This window comes from Cellulomonas sp. Root485, assembly GCF_001426705.1.
GTDB lineage: Bacteria > Actinomycetota > Actinomycetes > Actinomycetales > Cellulomonadaceae > Cellulomonas.
The window spans coordinates 92,333-111,683 of the sequence record NZ_LMFC01000003.1 but is presented as its reverse complement, the minus strand read 5'-3'; the positions used below and the strand labels follow the sequence as shown (position 1 = coordinate 111,683).

Here is a 19,351-nt window from a genome sequence, read left to right as displayed (position 1 = left end):
GGAGGTAGGGCAACGATGCCGGCAGTCGCACTGGTCACCGGGGGTAATCGGGGGATCGGCCTCGGAATCACGCAGCGGCTGCTCGCTGACGGCTTCGCGGTCTCGATCCTCGCCACCCGCGAGGAGCCGACCGAGCTCCTGGAGTCGCTCGACGCCCCTGGCCGGGTCCGCTACGTGCGCGGCTCGGTGGCCGACCTCGAGGACCACGCCCGGTTCGTCGACGACGCGGTCGAGGCCTGGGGTCGCCTCGACCTGCTGGTGAACAACGCCGGGGTCGCTCCCAGCGTGCGGGCGGACCTCCTCGAGGCCGGCGCCGAGAGCTTCGACCGGGTGCTGGGCATCAACCTGCGCGGGCCGTACTTCCTGACGCAGACGTTCGCGAACCGAGTGATCTCCCTGGGAGCCGACCGCCTTCCCCGCGCCACGGTGATCAACGTGTCCTCCATCTCCGCGACCACCGTCTCCACCAACCGCGGCGACTACTGCATCTCCAAGGCCGGCGTCGCCATGGCCACGCAGCTGTTCGCGGTGCGCCTCGCGCCCGAGGGGATCGTCGTCTACGAGGTGCGGCCCGGGGTGATCGCCACCGACATGACCGCGGGCGTCACCGAGAAGTACGACGCGCTCATCGCCGAGGGCCTGGCGCCCATCAACCGCTGGGGCCGTCCGTCCGACGTCGCCGGCGCGGTGTCGGTCCTGGCGTCCGGGCAGACCCCGTACTCGACCGGCGAGGTGTTCCACGTCGACGGCGGCATGCACATCCCGGTGCTGTGATGACGTCCCTCGAAGGCGTCCCCGTCGTCACCGTCAACACCGTCGTCGTCGGCACCGGCTCCGCGGGGTTCTGCGCGGCCGACCGCCTGTGGGAGCTCGGCCAGACCGACCTCGTCATGGTCGCCGACAAGGTCAACGCCGGCTCGTCGCGCAACGCCGGCTCGGACAAGCAGACCTACTACAAGCTCACGCTCTCGGGCGGCGACGGCGACTCCGTGCGGGAGATGGCCGAGACGCTCTACTCCGGCGGGGCGATGGACGGCGACAACGCGTTGGCGGAAGCCGCCCTCTCTGCTCGTGGATTTCTGCGCCTGTGCGACCTGGGCGTGCCCTTCCCGCAGAACCGGTACGGCGAGTTCATCGGCTACAAGACCGACCACGACCCGCGTCGTCGCGCGACGTCCGTCGGCCCGTACACCAGCCGGTCGATGGTGGAGCAGCTGGAGAAGAAGGTCCACCGCAACGGCACGCAGATCTACGACGAGTGCCGCGTGGTCGACGTGATCGTCCAGGACGGCGCCGTCGCCGGGCTGCTCGTGCTGCGCACCGACGTGCCGCACGACGGCGTCGAGTCCCCGTTCCTGTTGTTCCGCTGCACCAACATCGTCTACGCGACCGGCGGCCCCGCCGGGATGTACGCGACGCGCGTCTTCCCCAACGGCCAGTGGGGTGCGTCCGGCGCCGCGTACCGCGCGGGCGTGCACGGCAAGAACCTCACCGAGTGGCAGTTCGGTCTGGCCTCGACGCACCCGCGCTGGAACGTGTCCGGCACGTACATGCAGGTCATCCCGACGTTCGTGTCGACGGACGCCTCTGGCGAGGACCCGCGAGAGTTCTTGACCGAGGCCATCCCTGACTACGGCCAGCTCATGTCGCTGGTGTTCCTCAAGGGCTACCAGTGGCCCTTCGACATCCGGAAGGCGCTCGACGGCTCGTCCCTGATCGACCTGCTCGTCTACCGCGAGACCGTGCTGCGCGGGCGTCGGGTGTTCCTCGACTTCCGTCGGAACCCGGTGCATCCCGACTTCGACCCGTCTGCCCTGAGCCCCGAGGCGTACGAGTACCTCGACCGCGCGGGCGTCCTGTTCGGCACGCCGATCGAGCGGCTGCGGCGGATGAACGAGCCTGCGTACCAGTTCTACCTGGGCAAGAACCCGTACGTGGACCTCGAGACGACCATGCTCGAGGTCGACGTGTGTGCTCAGCACAACAACGGCGGGCTCGTGGTCGACGCCTGGTGGCAGTCGAACATCGCGGGGTTCTTCCCGGTCGGCGAGGCCGGCGGTGCGCACGGCGTCTACCGCCCCGGCGGCGCCGCGCTGAACAGTGGGCAGGTCGGCGCGACGCGGGCGGCGCAGTTCATCGCGGCGCGCCGCACGGCGGACCCGTCGCCCTTCGACGAGGCCGCCGGTCCGGTGCTCGACGCTGCAATCTCCCTCGTCGAGGCGGCCTCTGCCCGAGCCGCCTCCGGCATCCCCGACAACACCGGCGACCTCCTGCGCGAGGTCCAGGTCCTCATGAGCGCCAAGGCCGGCCCGGTGCGCTCCGCGGAGTCGATCCAGGAGGCGCTGGTCCAGGTCCACGAGTGGCTGTCGACGTACGAGTCGACCGTCTCTGCGGATGCGTCGTCGCGCCGCTCCATCAACCGCACGTTCCTGGTCCGCGACATCCTGACCAGCGCGTACGTGTACCTGTCCGCGATGGCCGACTACGTCGCGCACGGCGGCCGGTCGCGCGGCTCGGTCCTCTACACCGACCCGTCGGGGAGCATCCCGCACGGCCTGACCGAGCTGCCGTCCGTGTTCCGGTTCACCCTCGACGGCGGCGCGCTCGACGACGAGGTGCAGGAGACGTCCTGGGTGCCGGCGTCTGGTTGGCGGCCCGTCGTTCCCCGCGACCCCGACGACCCCGCCGGSGAGCCGGTGTTCCGGTGGCGTCCGCGCCGGCCGATCCCCGAGGACGACGACTTCTTCGAGAACGTCTGGCGGGAGTTCCGAGAGCACGGGAACATCCACTGATGCGTCTGGAGCTGCCGGACCCGCGGGTCGAGATCCGCGGTGCGGCATGGGTCGAGGACGGGCTGCCCCATCGGCTCCCGGCCTGGACGCGGGCGCAGTTTCCCGACGACTTCCTGGCCATGGTCGAGTCCCAGCCGTCCGGCGTCCGGCTGCGGTTCCGGTCCGCGGCACGCCACGCCTCCCTCGACGTGGCCGTCCTTCGCGTCGCCGTCGATCCCGCACCGCCCGCCGAACCGCAGCCCTATGACGTCCTCGTCGACGGGGTGGTGGTCCCGCAGCCCTCGGGGACCGCGTCCGCGGCCGGCGTCATCGCTCTCGAACCGATCGCCGGGACGACCGTCGAGCGACCCGGGCCCGTGGGGGTCGTGGACCTCGTCCTCGGCGGCGACGGCACCGCCGAGCGGGCGGTCGAGATCTGGCTGCCGCCGGGGGAGACCACGCGGCTCGTCGCTCTGACCACCGACGCGCCCGTGTCGGCGCCTGGCCCGGTGGACGCCCCTCGCTGGGTCCACCACGGCTCGTCCATCAGCCACGGCGCCGGTGCCGCCTCAGCCCTCGGTGCCTGGCCGATGGTGGCAGCCCGCATCGCCGGACTGGACCTGGTCAACCTCGGGTTCTCCGGCAACGCCGTACTCGACCCGTTCGTCGCCCGCGCTATCCGCGACCAGCCCGCCGACGTCATCACCCTCAAGCTCGGCATCAACGTGGTCAACCACGACGCGATCCACCTGCGCGCCTTCGCCCCCGCGGTGCACGGCTTCCTCGACACCGTCCGCGAGGGACATCCGACCACGCCGCTGGTGGTCGTCTCGCCGCTCCTGTGCCCCCTCGTCGAGACCACCCCGGGGCCGACGTCGCTCGACCCTGCCGACCCGTCCGTCTTCCGCACCACTGGCCACGCGTCCGAGGTCGCCGACGGCAAGCTGACCCTGACGGTCATCCGGTCCGTGCTGCGCGCGGTCGTCGACGCCCGCGCGGACAGCGCACTGACCTACGTCGACGGCTCGTCCCTGTATGGCTGGCCCGACTGGGACGACCTGCCCATGCGCGACCTCATGCACCCGGACGCGGACGCACACCGCCTGATCGGCAAGCGGTTCGGCGCCGTGCTGCGAGGTCTGTCGGCCTGACGGGTCGGACTGAGTGCGCGGTTGTCACGGCCATCTGCCGGTGGCAATGAAGTGATGCGCACTCGCTCGCCACTCGTTCACGGCGGCAGCGTCGTCATCGTCATCGTCGGGCTGACGAGGAACGTTGCCCACCAAGAACCCCTGGACCCAATAGCGCGTGGGGAGCGGGAGGTGTTCCGGCAGGCTGCTCTTCGACACGCGGAACCACACGTGCCGCGTCTCGCACCACGCCTGCATCCGTCCGGGAGAGGTCTGCCACGGTTCGCTGACGAGGTAGTCCCGAGACCCCGGATGATGGATGCACTCGAACCAGATCTCGGGGTCGATCCCGTCCGGCAGAGCCTCGTCGTCAGCCACGATCAGAGGGTCCCATGCGTCGTCGGTGACCGGCCGAGTCTGCCTGCGGACACACCCGAGGCCTGGCGCTGCACCTCGCTCAGAGGTACGGCAGGACCAGCCGCACGTAACGGTCCGCGAGCGTCGCGACCGTCTCGTCGCCGGGGGTGTCCCAGATGGACTGGTTGAAGATCTCGACCTCGACGTCCCCGGTGTAGCCGGTCTCGGCGACCCACCGCGTGATCGTCGCGAAGTCGATGTACCCGTCGCCCACGTGCCCGCGTGACAGCAGCGCGTCGGCCGCCAGCGGCAGGGTCCAGTCGCAGACCTGGTAGCTCGCGATCCGTCCCGACGAGCCTGCGCGGGCGACCTGCCGCTGCAGGTCCGGGTCCCACCACACGTGGTACGTGTCGATCACGACGCCGACGACGTCCGCCGGGTACGGCTCCGCGATGTCGAGCGCCTGGCCGAGCGTCGAGATGACCGCGCGGTCCGCCGCGAAGATCGGGTGCAGCGGCTCCAGGACCAGCCGGACGCCGTGCCCGGCCGCGAACGGCGCGAGCTCCCCGATGCGGTCGGCGACCCGCTGGCGTGCGCCGACGATGTCGCGCCCGGCCGTCCCGGGCAGTGCCGGGCCGCCGGGTGCGCTCGCGGCGGGCAGACCGCCGACGACCATGATCAGCTCGCGCGTGCCGAGCGTCGCCGCCTCGACGATCGCGCGACGGTTGTCGTCGAGCGCAGCCGTCGCGGCCGCGTCGTCGTCGGCGGTCAGGAACCCGCCGCGGCACAGCGACGAGACCCGCAGACCGGCATCCGCGATGATCTTGGCGGACTCGCCGACACCGGCCTCCTGGACGCGGTCGCGCCAGACGCCGATCGCGGGGAGCCCGGCACGGACGGCTCCGTCGACAGCCTCCCGCAGGGTCCAGCGCTTGGTCGTCGCCGTGTTCAGCGACAGCCGGCTGACGTCGCCGGTCACAGCTCGATGGTGGGGACGTCGAGACGCCGGCCCTCCGCCGACGACTGCAGGCCCAGCTCGGCGAGCTGCACACCGCGCGCGGCCGACAGCAGGTCGAACCGGTGGGTGCGCCCGGCGACGACGTCGCGCAGGAACTCCTCCCACTGCAGCTTGAAGCCGTTGTCCAGGTCACCGTTGGCCGGCACCTCGAGCCACTGGTCGCGGAACGACTCCGTGACGGGCAGGTCCGGGTTCCACACCGGCTTCGGCGTGTGCGCGCGCTGCTGGGCGACGCACTTGTTCAGCCCTGCGACCGCCGAGCCGTGCGTGCCGTCGATCTGGAACTCGACCAGCTCGTCGCGGTACACGCGCACGGCCCACGAGGAGTTGATCTGCGCGACCACCGGGTCGCCGCCCGGCGTCTCGATCTCGAAGATGCCGTACGCGGCGTCGTCGGCGGTGGCGTCGTACGCCGTGCCCTGCTCGTCCCAGCGCGTCGGGATGTGCGTCGCGGTCTGCGCGTTCACCGTCCTGACCGTGCCGAGGATGCCTTCCAGCACGTAGTTCCAGTGGCAGAACATGTCGACGACGATGCCGCCGCCGTCCTCCTTGCGGTAGTTCCAGCTGGGGCGCTGGGCCTCCTGGCCGTCGCCCTCGAACACCCAGTAGCCGAACTCGCCGCGCAGCGACAGGATCCGGCCGAAGAAGCCCTCGTCCACCAGGCGGCGCAGCTTGACCAGACCCGGCAGGTACAGCTTGTCGTGCACCACGCCTGCCGTGACGCCCGTGCTCTCGCGCAGGCGGGCGAGGTCGATCGCCTCCGCCAGCGTCTCGGCCGTCGGCTTCTCCGTGAAGATGTGCTTGCCGGCCTTCATCGCGGCCGTGAGCGCCGAGTACCGGCGGCTGGTCACCTGGGCGTCGAAGTAGATGTCGACCGTGGGGTCGTTGATGACCGCGTCCGCGTCCGTCGTCCAGTGCTCGACCCCGTGCAGCTCCGCCAGCTCGCGGACCCTGTCGGCGTTGCGGCCGACGAGGATCGGCTCCACCTGCACGCGCGTGCCGTCCTCGAGCGTGACGCCGCCCTGGTCGCGGATCGACAGGATCGAGCGGACGAGGTGCTGGCGGTAGCCCATCCGGCCGGTGATGCCGTTCATCCCGATGCGCAGGGTGCGGGTCGTCATGAGTGCTCCGAGTGTTCTGGACCGCGATGTCGGTCGGAGTGTGGAATGCGCTTTCCAGCGTAGCCTACGGCAGCGCGGTCCCGTCAAGGCTTCGGAGCTGTTCTCTATGCGCCCGCAACCGGCACGCACGGTCGCCCCCCGGCTACGCCCGGATGCTCACCAGGTCTGCGACGGCACCACGGACGGCCGAGCGGAACGCGTCCGACCCCGCCAGGTCGTCGCCGAACACGGCCTGCACGTCGAGCATCCGGTCGGCCAGCGAGTCGAGCGGCCCGGCGGCGGCCGCGGCGAGGGTCGGTGCCAACGGGTCGTCGAGCCCGATCCGACGGCCCTCGACCTCGAGCTCGCCCTGCGAGGTCGCCCGCACGTAGGCGATCCAGGCGGCGACGGCTCCGGCCGCGGCGGTCGGGACGGACCCGCTGTCGAGCCGGTCGCGGACCGTGCCGAGCAGCCGCTGCGGCAGCTTCTGCGACCCGTCCATGGCGACCTGCACGGTGGTGTGCCCGGTATTCGGGTTGGCGAACCGCGCCAGGACGTCGTCCCGGTACTGCGCGAGGTCCATGCCGTCGGGTGCGACCAGGGTCGGCAGCACGTCGTCGTCCACGAGCGACCGGGCTGTGGCCTCCAGCGCCGGGTCGGCGACCGCCTGCGCGATCGTCGTGTGACCTCGCAGCGCTCCCAGGTAGGCGAGCGTCGAGTGGCTGGCGTTCAGCACGCGCAGCTTGGCGCGCTCGTACGGCGCGACGTCCTCGGTGAGCGTCGCTCCAGCGCGCTCCCAGGCGGGGCGTGGCCCGGCGAACGTGTCCTGGATGACCCACTGCGTGAACGGTTCGCCGATCACCAGGCCGGCATCGCTCAGCCCGAGGAGCGACTGCGCCTCGGCGCGGTGCGCGTCGGTCGTCGCGGGCACGATCCGGTCGACCATCGTCCCCGGGAAGCGCACCGAGTCCTCGATCCACTCCCGGAGCCGGTCACCGTGTGGCACGGCGTCCAGGGTGGCGCCGACCAGCGTGGCCAGCACGGCGCCGTTGTCGGCGAGGTTGTCGCAGCAGACCACGGTGAGGTTCCCGGCGTCGTGCCTCGCCCGCAGGGCGAGCCCGCGCAGGAGCATCCCGAGAGGTGAGCGGGCCGGCGCGTCCGGCCGGCCTCCGCGCAGCTCCGACGCCAGCGCGCCGAGGTCCGCCGCGAGGTCGGGGTCGGCCAGGTCCGGTCGGCCGTCGGATGCCCGTCGGTACCCCTTCTCCGTCACGGTCAGGGTGACGACGTGCGTGGTCGGCGCGGCGACCGTGCTGAGCACGTGGGGGGTGTCGGTCCCCGGGAACGCCACGTCGCGCAACGATCCGACCAGCCGCAGCGACGTCTCGGCGGTGCCCTTGGTCAGGACGCCGTAGAGACCGTCCTGCGGCGCGAGCTGCTCCTTGACGCGGGCGCTGCGCTGCGTGACGCCGAGGATGCCCCATCGGTTCTCGCCCGTGGCCGCGGCCGCGTCCTCGGTGAACACGGCCTGGTGCGCCCGGTGGAACGCGCCCAGCCCGAGGTGGACCAGCCCGATGCTCAGGTCCGCCGGGTCGACGGCTGGCGGCTGCACCCCGGACGGCAGCCGGGAGGCGCTGAGGGTCGCGCGCGAGAGCCGCGGCACGGCGGCGGTGTCGGTCATTCGCCGGCCGCCGACGAGTGCGCGGACGCCACGCCGGTGGACGCCCGGACGACCAGCTCGACGCCGATGAGCACCGACGCCGGGACGTCCGCGGCGCCCTCGGAACCGATCGTGATCGCCGGTGTCGCGTGCCGCGTCCGCTCGGCTGCCGTCACGGCGGCGGCCAGTGCGGACTCCGTCGCCGTCGGGACGGAGCCGGTCTCGATGAGCAGGTCCACCGCCGCCCGGCCCAGCCTGGCCAGCGGGACGGTGACGGTGGTGAGCGTCGGCGAGACCAGGGTCGCCGCCGGGATGTCGTCGTACCCCACGACGGAGACGTCCTCGGGGACGCGCACACCACGGGCCCGCAGCCTGCTCAGGATGCCGAGCGCGAGCAGGTCGTTGTGCGCGAGGACGGCCGTGACACCGCTCGCCGCGACCAGGTCGCCGGCCGCGACCCCGCCGCCGAACAGGGGAGGGAAGTGCCCCAGGTCGACGACGTCGATGCTGCGCAGGCCGTGCGACGCGTGCTCGAGCCCGCGCCGGCGCTGCGCGTCGGACCACGAGCCGACCGGGCCGCCGGCGTAGCCGATGCGGCGGTGGCCGAGCGCGTAGAGGTGGGTCACGGCCTGTCGGACGCCGTCCGCGTTGTCGATCACGACGGACGGCAGCCCGCCGTGCAGCCGGTTGACGAGCAGCAGCGGGACGTCGTCGTCGAGCACGTCCCGACCGAGCCGGTCGAGCTCGAGGTCGGTCATCCGCGGGGAGCAGAGGATGACGCCGTCCACCTGGGCGCCGAGGTGCCCGACCAGCTCGCTCTCCAGGCGCGGGTCCTCCTCGGCGTCCGCGACGAGCAGCGCGAACCCGAGAGCACGCGCACGCGCCTGGACGCCCTTGGCGACGGCGGCGAAGAACGGGTTCTCGAGGTCCGGCACCACCAGGCAGAGGTTCCCGGTGCGCCCCGTGATGAGCTCCCGCGCGGCCCGGTTCGGCCGGTAGCCGAGATCGCGGGCGACCTGCTGGACGTGCTCCCGGCGCGCCGGGGCGACGAGATCAGGGGCGCTGAGCGCGCGGGAGGCCGTCGCCGGCGAGACGCCCGCGGCTCGCGCGACATCGCGCAACGTGACCACCACAGTCCCTCCTTGCCTCGACCCCTGGATGAATGAATGCGATTTCAGCACGCCGCGTCCGCGCGTCGCAAGTGTCGTCCCGACATCCGGGATGTCTGCGGCGCAGGGCTTGTGGCCAGCCCGTTCACCTGGTTGGGTGCGATGAATGCGTTTGCACCGAGCGTCATCGAGGTCCTTCTCGGCGACGTGCGCCAGCAGTCCAGACAGGTGTCCGAGGAGGATTCGATGGTGAGCGAGACCGGGTGGTCGTTGCACCCCGACCGGGCGTTGCCCAGCGACCCCGTCGTGCGTCCGATCGCCCGGGAGATCCTCGCGGCGACCGCGACCCTGCCGATCGTCTCCATGCACGGCCACGTCGACGCGGGGCTGCTGGCGCATGACGAGCCGTTCACGGACCCTGCGTCGCTGCTGGTCACGCCCGACCACTACCTGGTCCGCATGCTGGTGTCCCAGGGTGTGCCGCACGACGCCCTCGGGGTTCCGCGTCGGGACCGGCCGGGCGTCGTCGCGGACCCGCGCGAGGTCTGGCGGACCTTCGCGACGCACTGGCCACTGTTCCGCGGGACGCCCACGCGCTACTGGCTCGAGCACGTCTTCGTCGAGGTGTTCGGGCTGGACGAACGGCCCTCGGCGGACTCCGCCGACCGGCTCTTCGACCTCCTCTCGGAGCGCCTGGAGAAGCCGGCGTTCCGGCCGCTGGCGCTCTTCGACGAGTTCGGCATCGAGATCCTGGCCACGACCGACGCGGCGACCGCGACGCTCGCCGACCACGCGGACCTGGCGGACCGCGGCTGGGGCGACCGGATCGTGCCGACGTTCCGCCCCGACGCGCTGCTGCACGTCGACCGGCCCGGCTGGCAGGCGGACGTCGCGCTGCTCGAGGAGCGCTCGGGTGTCGCGATCAGCGGGTACCGCGACCTGGTGCACGCGCTCGAGGAGCGTCGTCGCGCGTTCGTCGTGGCCGGTGCGCGCGCCACGGACCACGGGCATCTCTCCGCGGACACGACCCCGCTGAGCGTGGCCGAGGCCGAGCGGATCGTGTCGGCGGCCCTGCGCGGTGAGGTCGACGCGGCAGATGCGCAGGCGTTCTCGGGGCACATGCTGTTCGAGATGGCCCGCATGTCGGCCGAGGACGGCCTGGTGATGCAGCTCCACCCGGGCGTCCTGCGTGACCACGACCGGGCGGTCGCGGACCTGCGCGGTCCCGATGTCGGCTACGACATCCCGGTCAGCACCGAGTACGTGCGCGCCCTGCGCCCGGTCCTGGAGGCGTTCGGGCACCACCCCGGTCTGCGACTGGTCCTGTTCACGGTGGACGAGGACACGTTCAGCCGTGAGCTGGCCCCGATCGCGGGCGTGTACCCGGCGGTGCGACTGGGCGCGCCATGGTGGTTCCTGGACACGCCGGACGGCATGCGGCGCTTCCGGGAGGCAGTGACCGACTCGGCGGGGTTCGCCAACACCACGGGGTTCGTCGACGACACGCGCGCCTTCTGCTCGATCCCCGCGCGGCACGACCTGGCCCGGCGCATCGACGCCGGCTTCCTCGCCCGGCTCGTCGCAGAGCACCGGCTCGACGCTGACGAGGCGATCGAGACCGCGGTGGATCTCGCGTACCGGATCCCGCGTCAGGCGTATGCTCCACCGAAGACGGCAAACGCTTTCCCGCAGTCGAGCGGGCCCGAGCACGGTGCGAAGGAGCACAAGTGAGCGACATCCTGGAGCGCCTCGCGGCGCACCGCCTGGTCCCCGTCGTCGTGATCGACGACGCCTCCCACGCCGACGCGCTGGCGCAGGCCCTCGTCGACGGGGGGCTTCCCGTCGCCGAGGTCACGTTCCGGACCGCGGCCGCCGCCGACGCGATCCGGGCCATCGCAGCCCGCGGCGACGTCCTCGTGGGTGCGGGCACGGTGCTGACCCCGGGGCAGGTCGACGACGCGGTGGCCGCGGGTGCGTCCTACGTCGTGTCGCCGGGCACCAGCCGCGCGGTCGTCGAGCGCTGCCAGGAGCACGGCATCCTCGCCCTGCCCGGCGCGGTCACGGCCACGGAGGTGCAGGCGGCGCTCGAGCTCGGCCTGACCACGGTGAAGTTCTTCCCCGCCGGCACCTCCGGCGGCGCCAAGGCCGTCGCCGCGCTCGCCGCGCCGTTCGGCGACGTCGGGTTCGTGCCGACGGGAGGAATCGGGCCGAGCAACCTGGCCGAGTACCTGGCGCTTCCCTCCGTCCGGGCCGTCGGCGGCTCGTGGATGGTTCCCCGGGACCTCATCCGCGGCGGCGACCTCGACGCCGTCCGGGACCTCACGGCCGAAGCCGTCAGCCTCGTCGCCCACCCCTGACCTCGGTCGCTCACCTCCGACCTCGATCGCGAAGGAACACCCGCCCATGTCCGACCTGGTCATCCGCCCCGCGGGCGAGACACGCTACGACGCTGTCTCCCTCGGCGAGGTCATGCTGCGCCTCGACCCCGGCGAGGGTCGCATCCGCACGGCGCGATCGTTCCGCGCCTGGGAGGGCGGCGGTGAGTACAACGTGTCCCGCGGGCTGCGGCGCGCGTTCGGGCTGCGGACCGCGATCGTCACCGCTCTCGCGGACAACGAGGTCGGGCGGCTGGTCGAGGACCTCATCCTGACCGGCGGGCTGGACACCTCGTTCATCCAGTGGGTGCCCTACGACGGCATCGGTCGCCAGGTCCGCAACGGGCTCAACTTCACCGAGCGCGGATTCGGGGTCCGTGGCGCGGTCGGTGTGAGCGACCGTGGCCACACCGCCGCGTCGCAGCTGGCCCCGGGGGACGTCGACTGGGAGCACCTGTTCGGCGAGCTCGGGGTGCGCTGGTTCCACACGGGCGGCATCTACGCGGCGCTGTCGGACACGGCCGCGGAGACCGTGATCGAGGCCGTCACGATCGCGCGCAAGCACGGAACGATCGTCAGCTACGACCTGAACTACCGGCCGAGCCTCTGGAAGGCCGTGGGCGGCCAGGCGCGTGCGCAGGAGGTCAACCGGGCGATCGCGCCGCACATCGACGTGATGATCGGCAACGAGGAGGACTTCACCGCCTCGCTCGGCTTCGAGGTGGAAGGCGTCGACGAGAACCTGTCGGCCCTGGACCTCTCGTCGTTCGCCGCCATGATCGACCGCGTGGCGGAGACCTACCCGAACTTCCAGGTCATCGCCACGACACTGCGGACCGTGCACTCCGCGACGGTCAACGACTGGGGCGCGATCGCCTGGTCCAAGAGCACCGGGCTGGTCAGCGCCACCCACCGGGAGCGCCTGGAGATACTCGACCGCGTCGGCGGCGGCGACTCGTTCGCCTCCGGTCTCGCCTACGGTCTGCTCGCGGGCGAGGACCTGCAGACCGCCGTCGAGTACGGCGCCGCGCACGGTGCCCTCGCCATGACGACCCCCGGAGACACGACCATGGTCAGCAAGGCCGAGGTGCTCAAGCTGGCCGGCGGCGGCGGCGCCCGCGTCGACCGCTGACCGCCGGGCGACCCTGTTCATCGCGGGAAGCAGCATGGTCCGACCACGACGGCCGCCCGTCGCCGGACCGCGAGATGCGCCGGATCGCGAGATGCGCCGGTCGTGACCGACGACCGGCCACGAGGGCCGGCGCGTGCAGGTCGCGCGCTGGTCTGACAGGCGGAGCCCACCCTTGACGTGGTGCACTTGGCCAGCACCCGCACCGACTGCACCACCCCGGAGGTACCCGCCGTGACCCACTCGATGTTGCCGACCGCGATGCCTGGAGCGTCACTCGAGCTGGACCCCGAGGGACAGCTGCACTGCCCGAGATGCCGGGCGCTGACTCTGGACGTCGCACGGACCGACCAGGTCGACGGCATGCCGTGGGTCAACCACGCCCTCGTGTGCCGGTCGTGCGGCGTGACGTCACGCCTCGCCCTGGTGGGGGTCTTCGGAAAGACCGTCCTGCGCTGGCTCGACGACTGACGCGATGGCCGGTCCCGCCGGGACGGCTCAGGTGACGGCGCCGAGCTGCCAGGGGACGAACTCGTCGGAGCCGAGGTCGAGCTCCTCGGAAACGGTCTGCTTGCCGGAGGCGACGGCGATGATCAGCTCGAACAGCTCGTCGCCGACGGACGCGACGGTCGCGGTGCCGTCGACGATGCGTCCGGCGTTGAGGTCCATGTCCTCGGTCATCCGCAGGTAGGTGGCGGTGTTCGTCGCGACCTTGATGGACGGTGTCGGCTTGCAGCCGAGGACGGACCCGCGGCCGGTGGTGAACACGACGACGGTGGCGCCGCCGGCGACGAGGCCGGTCACCGAGACGGGGTCGTAGCCGGGGGTGTCCATGAAGGTGAACCCGCGGGCGGTGACGGGTTCGGCGTACTCGTAGACCTCGACCAGCTCGGCGGTGCCCCCTTTGGCGACGGCGCCGAGGGACTTCTCGAGGATGGTGGTCAGCCCGCCGGCCTTGTTGCCGGGGGAGGGGTTGTTGTCCAGGGTGCCGCCGCCGGCCGCGGTGTAGCCCTTCCACCAGTCGAGGCGGTCGAGCAGCTTCTGGCCCACTGAACGGGAGACCGCACGGCGCAGGAGGAGGTGCTCGGCGCCGAACACCTCGGGGGTCTCGGCGAGGATCGAGGTGCCGCCGCGGGCGACGAGCTGGTCGGACGCGTGCCCGAGCGCGGGGTTGGCGGTGATGCCGGAGTACCCGTCGGACCCGCCGCAGTTGAGGCCGAGCACGAGCTCGGAGACGGGTGCGGGGGTGCGCTGCAGCGCGTCGATGGACGGCAGCATCGCCTCGATGGCGGAAACCCCGGCGCGCACCGTGGCCCGGATGCCGCCGGTCTCCTGGATGACCAGGGTGCTGACGGGTTTGTCGGCGGGGAGGTCGAGGCCGTCCAGGAGCGACTCGGCGGGGAGCATCTCGCAGCCGAGGCCCAGGACGAGCAGGCCGGCGATGTTGGGGTGGTCGGCGTAGCCGCGCAGGGTGCGCCGGGTGATCTGGGCGCCCTCGCTGGTGGGGACGAGGCCGCAGCCGGTGTCGTGGGTCAGGGCGACGACGCCGTCGACGTGCGGGTAGGCGTCCAGGACGCGGCCGCGGAACTGGTCGGCGATGAGCCGGGCGGTCGACGCGGAGCAGTTCACGGAGGTGACGATGCCGACGTAGTTGCGGGTGCCCCAGCGGCCGTCGCTGCGCGCGTACCCGTCGAAGGTGCGGACGGGGCCCGGGGGTGGTGGCAGGGCGACGCGGGCGGTGCCGAACTCGTAGGCGCGCTCGTCGTCGTCCATGCCCAGGTTGTGGGAGTGCACGTGGTCGCCGACGGCGATGTCGCGCGTGGCGCGGCCGATGGACTGCCCGTACTTGTGCACGGGCGACCCTGCGGCCACGGCACGCACGGCGAGCTTGTGCCCGCGCGGCACACTCTGCGTGACGACGAGCGTGTCGAGCTCGGTGCCGGACTGCAGGTCCCGGGTCGCGACGCCCACGTCGTCGTCGGGACGCAGCACGAGAACGCAGTCGGCCAGCCTGAGCGTCGTCGTCACGGTGTCAGGATACCGCTTTCCCGACCAATGCACCGGCGTGCCGCCCCCGAACGGACCACCGACCTCCGGCAAGCGCCTACCCTCCTGAGCATGGCCGCATCCGTGACCCTCAGCGACGTCGCACGTGAGGCTGGCGTCTCCCTCGCCACCGCCTCCCGGGCGATCAACGGCAGCGCCAACCGCACGGTGCGCGCCGACCTGCGCGACCGGGTGCTCGCCGCGGCGACCCGGCTCCGGTACACCCCGGACGCGAACGCTCAGGCGATGGCACGCGGCCGCACGACGTCGCTGGGCCTCGTGGTGCACGACATCGCGGACCCGTACTTCTCCTCCATCGCCGCAGGGGTCGCCCGCGCTGCCGACCGCGCCGGCCTGCAGGTGACCCTGGCGAGCACCCAGCACGACCCGAGCCGCGAGAGCGGGCTGGTCGACCTGCTCAAGCGGCAGCGGGCGCGCGCGATCGTCATCGCCGGTGGTCGCCTGGACGACGAGGCCACCAACGACGAGCTCCGCGCGGCCCTGGCGGACTACCGCTCGGTCGGGGGGTCCGTCGCGCTCATCGGGCAGCCGATCCTGGGCGTCGACAGCATCGTGGTCGACAACGCGCAGGGCGCCGGGGACCTGGCCAAGGCCCTGCACGGTCGCGGCTACCGCCGGTTCGCGATCCTGGCCGGTCCCGCCGACCACCTGACGGCGTGCGAGCGGCGCGACGCCTTCCGCGGGGCGCTCGCCGAGCTGGGCAGCCCGGTGCCGGACGACGCGGTGATCACGAGCGCGTTCACGCACGAGGGCGGCGAGGACGCGATGCGCGCCCTGCTGCGCGGCGGTGAGCTGCCGGAGCTGGTGTTCGCGGTCAACGACGTCATGGCGCTGGGCGCACTCGCTGCGGGCCGCGAGGCGGGGATCCGGGTGCCGCAGGACGTGGCGCTCGCGGGGTTCGACGACATCTCGACCCTGCGCGACGTGGTCCCCGCGCTCACGACCGTGCGGATCCCACTGGTCGACATCGGGATCGCCGCGACCGAGCTCGCGCTCGCGGACGCGTCCGACGAGCCCCGGCTGACGCACGTGCCGACGCAGGTGGTGCTGCGGGACTCGACGCCGGGGATCTAGGCGTTCGCGGGCGCCCAGACGCCCGTCGCCGAGTCCTCCAGCCCGAGCAGGTGGGTCGCCATCCTCAGGCGCGCCCGGTCGGGGTCCCGCGCGGCGACGGCCGCGAGGATCGCCTCGTGCTCGACGAACGCCCGGTCCTCCGCGCCCTCGTCGCAGAGCCCGCGCCACAGCCGGGTCCGGGACGCCCGCCCGGCGAGGCCCACGACGAGCGCCGCGAGGACGGGGTTGCCGGACGCGCGGGCGACCTCCTCGTGGAAGTCCAGGTCGGCGTCGACGAGGCGGTCGTGGTCGAGCGGGACCTCGACCAGTGCTCGCGCCGTCTCGTCGAGCGCGACGCGCAGGCGGGCGAGCGAGGCGTCGTCGATGTGCAGGGCCGCGAGCCCCGCGGCCTCCGTCTCCAGCAGGCGCCGGACCGTGTGGAAGGCCGACGCGTCGTCCTGGAGCTCGGCGACGAAGCCGACGGGAGCGAGCAGGAGCGCGGGGTCGAGGGTGGTCACATAGGTGCCGTCACCGTGCCGCGACTCGAGGATGCCGAGCGTCCCGAGCGCGTGGACGCCCTCGCGCAGCGAGCCGCGGGAGACGCCGAGGGTGAGGGCGAGCTCCTTCTCGGCAGGCAGCCGCTGCCCTGCCTCCAGCTGCCCGTCGAGGATCATCTGCTTGACGCCGTCGACCACATCATCGGAACGTGACACGGAGCGAACCTAGCGGTCGCGCGGTCAGAAGGAGTCGAACGGGAGCCCGTACACCTCGGTGGCCGTGCCGCCGAGCACCGCTGCGCGGTCGTCGTCGCTCAGCTGATCCACGGTCGAGCGCAGACCGTGCCAGACGTGGGCGTACGAGTCGCCCTCCAGGAGCGCGTACGGCCAGTCGCTGCCGAGCATGAGGCGGTCGGGGCCGAACACCTCCAGCGCGCGGTCGACGGCGGGCCGCAGGTGGTCCGGGTTCCAGCCGGCGCCGGCCGCGGTGTTCAGCCCCGAGAGCTTGGCGACGACGTTCGGCAGCTGCGCGACGGCCCCGAGCAGGGCGGACCAGCGCGTCCAGTGGTCCCGGTCACCGGCGCGCAGCGCGGCGAGCGGGGGAGCGCCGAGGTGGTCCAGGACGACGGTGAGTTTGGGGTGGTTCTCGGCGAGGGTCGCGACGTGGGCCAGCGCCGTCGGCGTGTGTGCCGTGAGGTCCAGGGTCAGACGTCGCTCGGTCAGGAGGGTCAGGCTGTCGTCGACGGCGGCGTCGAGGAGCCAGTCGGGATCCCTGCCGTCGTGTCCCCGGTGGCCGATGCCGACGATCGGCTCCCGGCGCCACTTGTCGAGCTGCGTCGCGGCGTCGTCGGGGGCATCGAGGGGGACCCATGCCACGACCCCGGCGACCCGGGGGGACGAGAGGGCCTGGAAGAGCATGAGCTCGGAGTCCGCGCGGTTGTCGGCGGCCTGCACGAGGACCACCCAGGCGACGTCCTCGTCGGCCAGCTGGTCCTCGATGTCCGGGACCCGGTACGTGTGGTGCACCCCCGCGTTCTCCGCGGTCATCCAGGGATAGTGCACGGTGTCCGGGTTCCACACCTGGAGGTGGGCATCCACGACATTGGGCATGGACCGGACGCTAACAGTGGTCCGATGTCTGCGCTCCGTCAGTACGGGTTCCCTCATCGAACCCTCATCGACTCGGCAAGTCATCGGAGGACTTGCCTCACCTGCCGACGGCGTAGCCCTGCATGCCTCGCGGGTTCGCCGCCGCGACGAGCAGCCCGTCCGACCGCACCCCGGCTGCGCTGAGCCGTCCGAGCTCCCACGGTCCGACGGTCTCCACCTGGTGCCCGCGGTCGGCGAGCGCGTCGAGCACGTCCGCTCCGAGCCGGGACTCGGCGACGAGCCCGCGCGGCGTGTGGGTGCGCGGGTAGAACGAGCCGGGTACGTGCGTGGAGTGCCACGCCGGCGCGTCGATCGACGCCTGCAGGCCGGCGCCGCCGACGAGGTGACGCAGCAGGAACGGCACGGGCCACTGGTCCTGCTGGTCGCCGCCGGGAGTGCCGAACGCGACGCCCGCACCATCGTCGTCGAGCAGCAGCGCGGGACTCAACGTGGTCCGAGGGCGCTTGCCGGGGACCAGGCTGCCCGGCAGCCCCGGCTCGAGCCAGAACATCTGTGCGCGGGTCGGCAGCGCGAACCCGAGGCCCGGGACGACCGGGCTCGACTGCAGCCAACCGCCCGACGGCGTCGCCGACACGCGGTTGCCCCACCGGTCGACGACGTCCACGTGGCAGGTGTCGCCGGGACTCAGGCCGAGCGGCGAGACGGTCGGTTCGCCGACGCCGGGCGCGGACGGTGCGCGAGCCGCCCACAGGGTCGCGGCGACGCGGGGGACGCGCCCGTCGGGGGAGCCCGGCAGGAGTCCCTCGGAGGCGTCGGCGCCGACGAGCCGCGCGCGCTCGGCGGCGTACGCGCCGGAGAGCAAGGTGTCGAGCGGGACGTCGTCCACGTCGCCGTACCAGGCCTCACGGTCGGCGAACGCGAGCTTGGCCACCTCGACCACGGTGTGCACGAGCTCGACGGTGTCGTTGGTGCGCACGAGGTCCCCGACGCCCAGGGCGTCCAGCATCGCGAGCTGTTGCAGGAGCACGGGTCCTTGACCCCAGGCGGCGGTCTTGTGCACGGTCCGGCCGGCGAACCGCAGCGACGTCGTCGGCTCCTCGGTCGCCCGCCAGCCGGCCAGGTCGGAGGCCCGCAGCAGACCGGTGTGGCGCCGGCCCGACGAGTCCTGCACGGCGACGCCCGACTGGAACGCGTCGACGGCCTCGGCGACGAAGCCCTCGTAGAACGCGTGCCGGGCCGCCTCGATCTGCGCCTCCCGGGAGCCGCTGCCGACCAGGAGCCGCTCGAAGGTGTCGGCCAGCGCGGGGTTGCTGAACCGGCCGCCCGCCGCGGGGACCTCGCCGTGCGGGAGGTAGACGGCGGCAGACGTGGGCCAGTGCTCGGTGAGGTGCTGGGCGACGGTCGCGATCGTGCGGGAGGCGGCCCGGACCAGCGGGTAGCCGTCGCGCGCGTAGCCGATGGCCGGGCCGAGCACGTCGGCGAGGGGGAGGGTGCCGTACCGGGCGAGCAGGTCGAGCCAGGCGCCGAACGCCCCGGGGACCACGGCGGCGAGGTGCCCGGTGCCGGGGACGAGGTCCAGGCCCAGGTCACGGTAGGCGTCGATGGTCGCGGCGGCGGGCGCGGTGCCCTGCCCGCAGATGACGAACGTGTGCCCGTCGGCGGCGCGGTGGCCGATGATCGGGGCGTCGCCGCCGGGGCCGTTCAGGTGCGGTTCGACGACGCTCAGCGTGAAGCCGGCGGCCACCGCGGCGTCGAACGCGTTCCCGCCCGCCTCCAGCATCCGCATCCCGACCGACGACGCGAGCCAGTGCGTGGAGGCGACCATGCCGAAGGTTCCGACGAGCTCGGGGCGGGTGGTGAACACCTTGCGATCTTGCCCCACGGCACCGGCAGGCGCGTTCCTGCTGACGCTGTTGCGCTTCCGTCCACGGAAGTCATAGGGTCCTGCGACTGGTGTTGATACGTGTCAACACGGGTG

General features: G+C 72.6%; 17 protein-coding genes. 8 read left to right on the top strand and 9 right to left on the bottom strand.

Annotated features, from left to right (window positions below; genetic code table 11):
- Nucleotides 1-15 precede the first annotated feature (15 nt).
- From ASD16_RS14280 to ASD16_RS14270, 3 genes are read left to right on the top strand one after another with little or no spacing between them, the layout of a single operon-like run.
- Nucleotides 16-774 (top strand): 3-ketoacyl-ACP reductase, encoded by a 759-nt coding sequence (locus ASD16_RS14280; RefSeq protein WP_055918732.1) that lies wholly within the window; start codon nucleotides 16-18, stop codon nucleotides 772-774.
- On the top strand, nucleotides 774-2,792 hold the full coding sequence (locus ASD16_RS14275; protein ID WP_055918729.1) for an FAD-binding protein: 2,019 nt from the start codon (nucleotides 774-776) through the stop codon (nucleotides 2,790-2,792). The genes ASD16_RS14280 and ASD16_RS14275 overlap by 1 nt, the downstream gene beginning before the upstream one ends.
- Nucleotides 2,792-3,922: an SGNH/GDSL hydrolase family protein gene (locus ASD16_RS14270; protein WP_055918722.1), complete on the top strand. Its 1,131-nt coding sequence runs from the start codon at nucleotides 2,792-2,794 to the stop codon at nucleotides 3,920-3,922. Before ASD16_RS14275 ends, ASD16_RS14270 begins: the two co-directional genes overlap by 1 nt.
- 24 nt (nucleotides 3,923-3,946) lie before the next feature.
- Here ASD16_RS14270 and ASD16_RS14265 read toward each other — a convergent pair whose 3' ends face one another.
- From ASD16_RS14265 to ASD16_RS14245, 5 genes are all read right to left on the bottom strand, one after another.
- The gene (locus ASD16_RS14265; protein WP_055918720.1) at nucleotides 3,947-4,279 is read right to left on the bottom strand and encodes a hypothetical protein; all 333 of its coding nucleotides are present in this window, start codon (nucleotides 4,277-4,279) and stop codon (nucleotides 3,947-3,949) included.
- Between the two features lie 79 nt (nucleotides 4,280-4,358).
- Nucleotides 4,359-5,237, bottom strand: a complete 879-nt coding sequence (locus ASD16_RS14260; RefSeq protein WP_055918718.1) for a sugar phosphate isomerase/epimerase — start codon at nucleotides 5,235-5,237, stop codon at nucleotides 4,359-4,361.
- Complete coding sequence (locus ASD16_RS14255) at nucleotides 5,234-6,397, bottom strand: Gfo/Idh/MocA family protein (RefSeq protein ID WP_055918715.1); 1,164 nt, start codon at nucleotides 6,395-6,397, stop codon at nucleotides 5,234-5,236. Before ASD16_RS14255 ends, ASD16_RS14260 begins: the two co-directional genes overlap by 4 nt.
- Before the next feature lie 142 nt (nucleotides 6,398-6,539).
- Complete coding sequence (locus ASD16_RS14250) at nucleotides 6,540-8,054, bottom strand: mannitol dehydrogenase family protein (RefSeq protein ID WP_055918712.1); 1,515 nt, start codon at nucleotides 8,052-8,054, stop codon at nucleotides 6,540-6,542.
- A complete protein-coding gene (locus tag ASD16_RS14245) occupies nucleotides 8,051-9,166 on the bottom strand; it encodes a LacI family DNA-binding transcriptional regulator (protein WP_055918708.1) in 1,116 nt (371 codons plus the stop codon). The genes ASD16_RS14250 and ASD16_RS14245 overlap by 4 nt, the downstream gene beginning before the upstream one ends.
- A 222-nt stretch (nucleotides 9,167-9,388) precedes the next feature.
- On the opposite strand from ASD16_RS14245, the gene uxaC reads away from it, so the two are divergent.
- From uxaC to ASD16_RS14225, 4 genes are all read left to right on the top strand, one after another.
- Nucleotides 9,389-10,873 carry a glucuronate isomerase gene (uxaC, locus tag ASD16_RS14240; protein ID WP_055918705.1) on the top strand — a complete coding sequence of 495 codons (1,485 nt, stop codon included), beginning with the start codon at nucleotides 9,389-9,391 and terminating at the stop codon, nucleotides 10,871-10,873.
- Nucleotides 10,870-11,499: a bifunctional 4-hydroxy-2-oxoglutarate aldolase/2-dehydro-3-deoxy-phosphogluconate aldolase gene (gene eda, locus ASD16_RS14235; RefSeq protein WP_055918702.1), complete on the top strand. Its 630-nt coding sequence runs from the start codon at nucleotides 10,870-10,872 to the stop codon at nucleotides 11,497-11,499. The genes uxaC and eda overlap by 4 nt, the downstream gene beginning before the upstream one ends.
- Nucleotides 11,500-11,545: 46 nt before the next feature.
- Nucleotides 11,546-12,649, top strand: coding sequence for a sugar kinase (locus tag ASD16_RS14230; protein ID WP_055918699.1), 1,104 nt, complete (start codon nucleotides 11,546-11,548; stop codon nucleotides 12,647-12,649).
- Nucleotides 12,650-12,835: 186 nt separating this feature from the next.
- On the top strand, nucleotides 12,836-13,117 hold the full coding sequence (locus ASD16_RS14225) for a hypothetical protein (protein WP_055918696.1): 282 nt from the start codon (nucleotides 12,836-12,838) through the stop codon (nucleotides 13,115-13,117).
- Between the two features lie 27 nt (nucleotides 13,118-13,144).
- On the opposite strand, the gene ASD16_RS14220 is transcribed toward ASD16_RS14225, so the two are convergent.
- Entirely contained in the window at nucleotides 13,145-14,674 is a 1,530-nt protein-coding gene (locus tag ASD16_RS14220) for a UxaA family hydrolase (RefSeq protein WP_235523315.1), read from the bottom strand.
- A gap of 90 nt (nucleotides 14,675-14,764) precedes the next feature.
- Here ASD16_RS14220 and ASD16_RS14215 point away from each other — a divergent pair, with 90 nt between their 5' ends.
- Complete coding sequence (locus ASD16_RS14215; RefSeq protein WP_055918694.1) at nucleotides 14,765-15,787, top strand: LacI family DNA-binding transcriptional regulator; 1,023 nt, start codon at nucleotides 14,765-14,767, stop codon at nucleotides 15,785-15,787.
- On the opposite strand, the gene ASD16_RS14210 is transcribed toward ASD16_RS14215, so the two are convergent.
- The 3 genes from ASD16_RS14210 to ASD16_RS14200 form a co-directional block, all read right to left on the bottom strand.
- Nucleotides 15,784-16,479, bottom strand: coding sequence for a FadR/GntR family transcriptional regulator (locus ASD16_RS14210; RefSeq protein ID WP_055918691.1), 696 nt, complete (start codon nucleotides 16,477-16,479; stop codon nucleotides 15,784-15,786). The two genes, ASD16_RS14215 and ASD16_RS14210, sit on opposite strands and share 4 nt — an antisense overlap.
- Nucleotides 16,480-16,503: 24 nt before the next feature.
- Nucleotides 16,504-17,373 carry an amidohydrolase gene (locus tag ASD16_RS14205; protein WP_055918689.1) on the bottom strand — a complete coding sequence of 290 codons (870 nt, stop codon included), beginning with the start codon at nucleotides 17,371-17,373 and terminating at the stop codon, nucleotides 16,504-16,506.
- 97 nt (nucleotides 17,374-17,470) lie between these two features.
- Entirely contained in the window at nucleotides 17,471-19,198 is a 1,728-nt protein-coding gene (locus ASD16_RS14200; RefSeq protein ID WP_200942985.1) for a gamma-glutamyltransferase family protein, read from the bottom strand.
- Nucleotides 19,199-19,351: the final 153 nt, after the last annotated feature.

Excerpts from the sequence above, each read along its gene's own strand:
- ASD16_RS14280 (WP_055918732.1), top strand. The coding sequence starts at position 16 with ATGCCGGCAGTCGCACTGGTCACCGGGGGTAATCGGGGGATCGGCCTC.
- ASD16_RS14270 (WP_055918722.1), top strand. The coding sequence starts at position 2,792 with ATGCGTCTGGAGCTGCCGGACCCGCGGGTCGAGATCCGCGGTGCGGCA.
- ASD16_RS14255 (WP_055918715.1), bottom strand. The coding sequence starts at position 6,397 with ATGACGACCCGCACCCTGCGCATCGGGATGAACGGCATCACCGGCCGG.
- ASD16_RS14250 (WP_055918712.1), bottom strand. The coding sequence starts at position 8,054 with ATGACCGACACCGCCGCCGTGCCGCGGCTCTCGCGCGCGACCCTCAGC.
- uxaC (WP_055918705.1), top strand. The coding sequence starts at position 9,389 with ATGGTGAGCGAGACCGGGTGGTCGTTGCACCCCGACCGGGCGTTGCCC.
- ASD16_RS14230 (WP_055918699.1), top strand. The coding sequence starts at position 11,546 with ATGTCCGACCTGGTCATCCGCCCCGCGGGCGAGACACGCTACGACGCT.
- ASD16_RS14215 (WP_055918694.1), top strand. The coding sequence starts at position 14,765 with ATGGCCGCATCCGTGACCCTCAGCGACGTCGCACGTGAGGCTGGCGTC.
- ASD16_RS14205 (WP_055918689.1), bottom strand. The coding sequence starts at position 17,373 with ATGCCCAATGTCGTGGATGCCCACCTCCAGGTGTGGAACCCGGACACC.
- ASD16_RS14200 (WP_200942985.1), bottom strand. The coding sequence starts at position 19,198 with ATGGTCGCCTCCACGCACTGGCTCGCGTCGTCGGTCGGGATGCGGATG.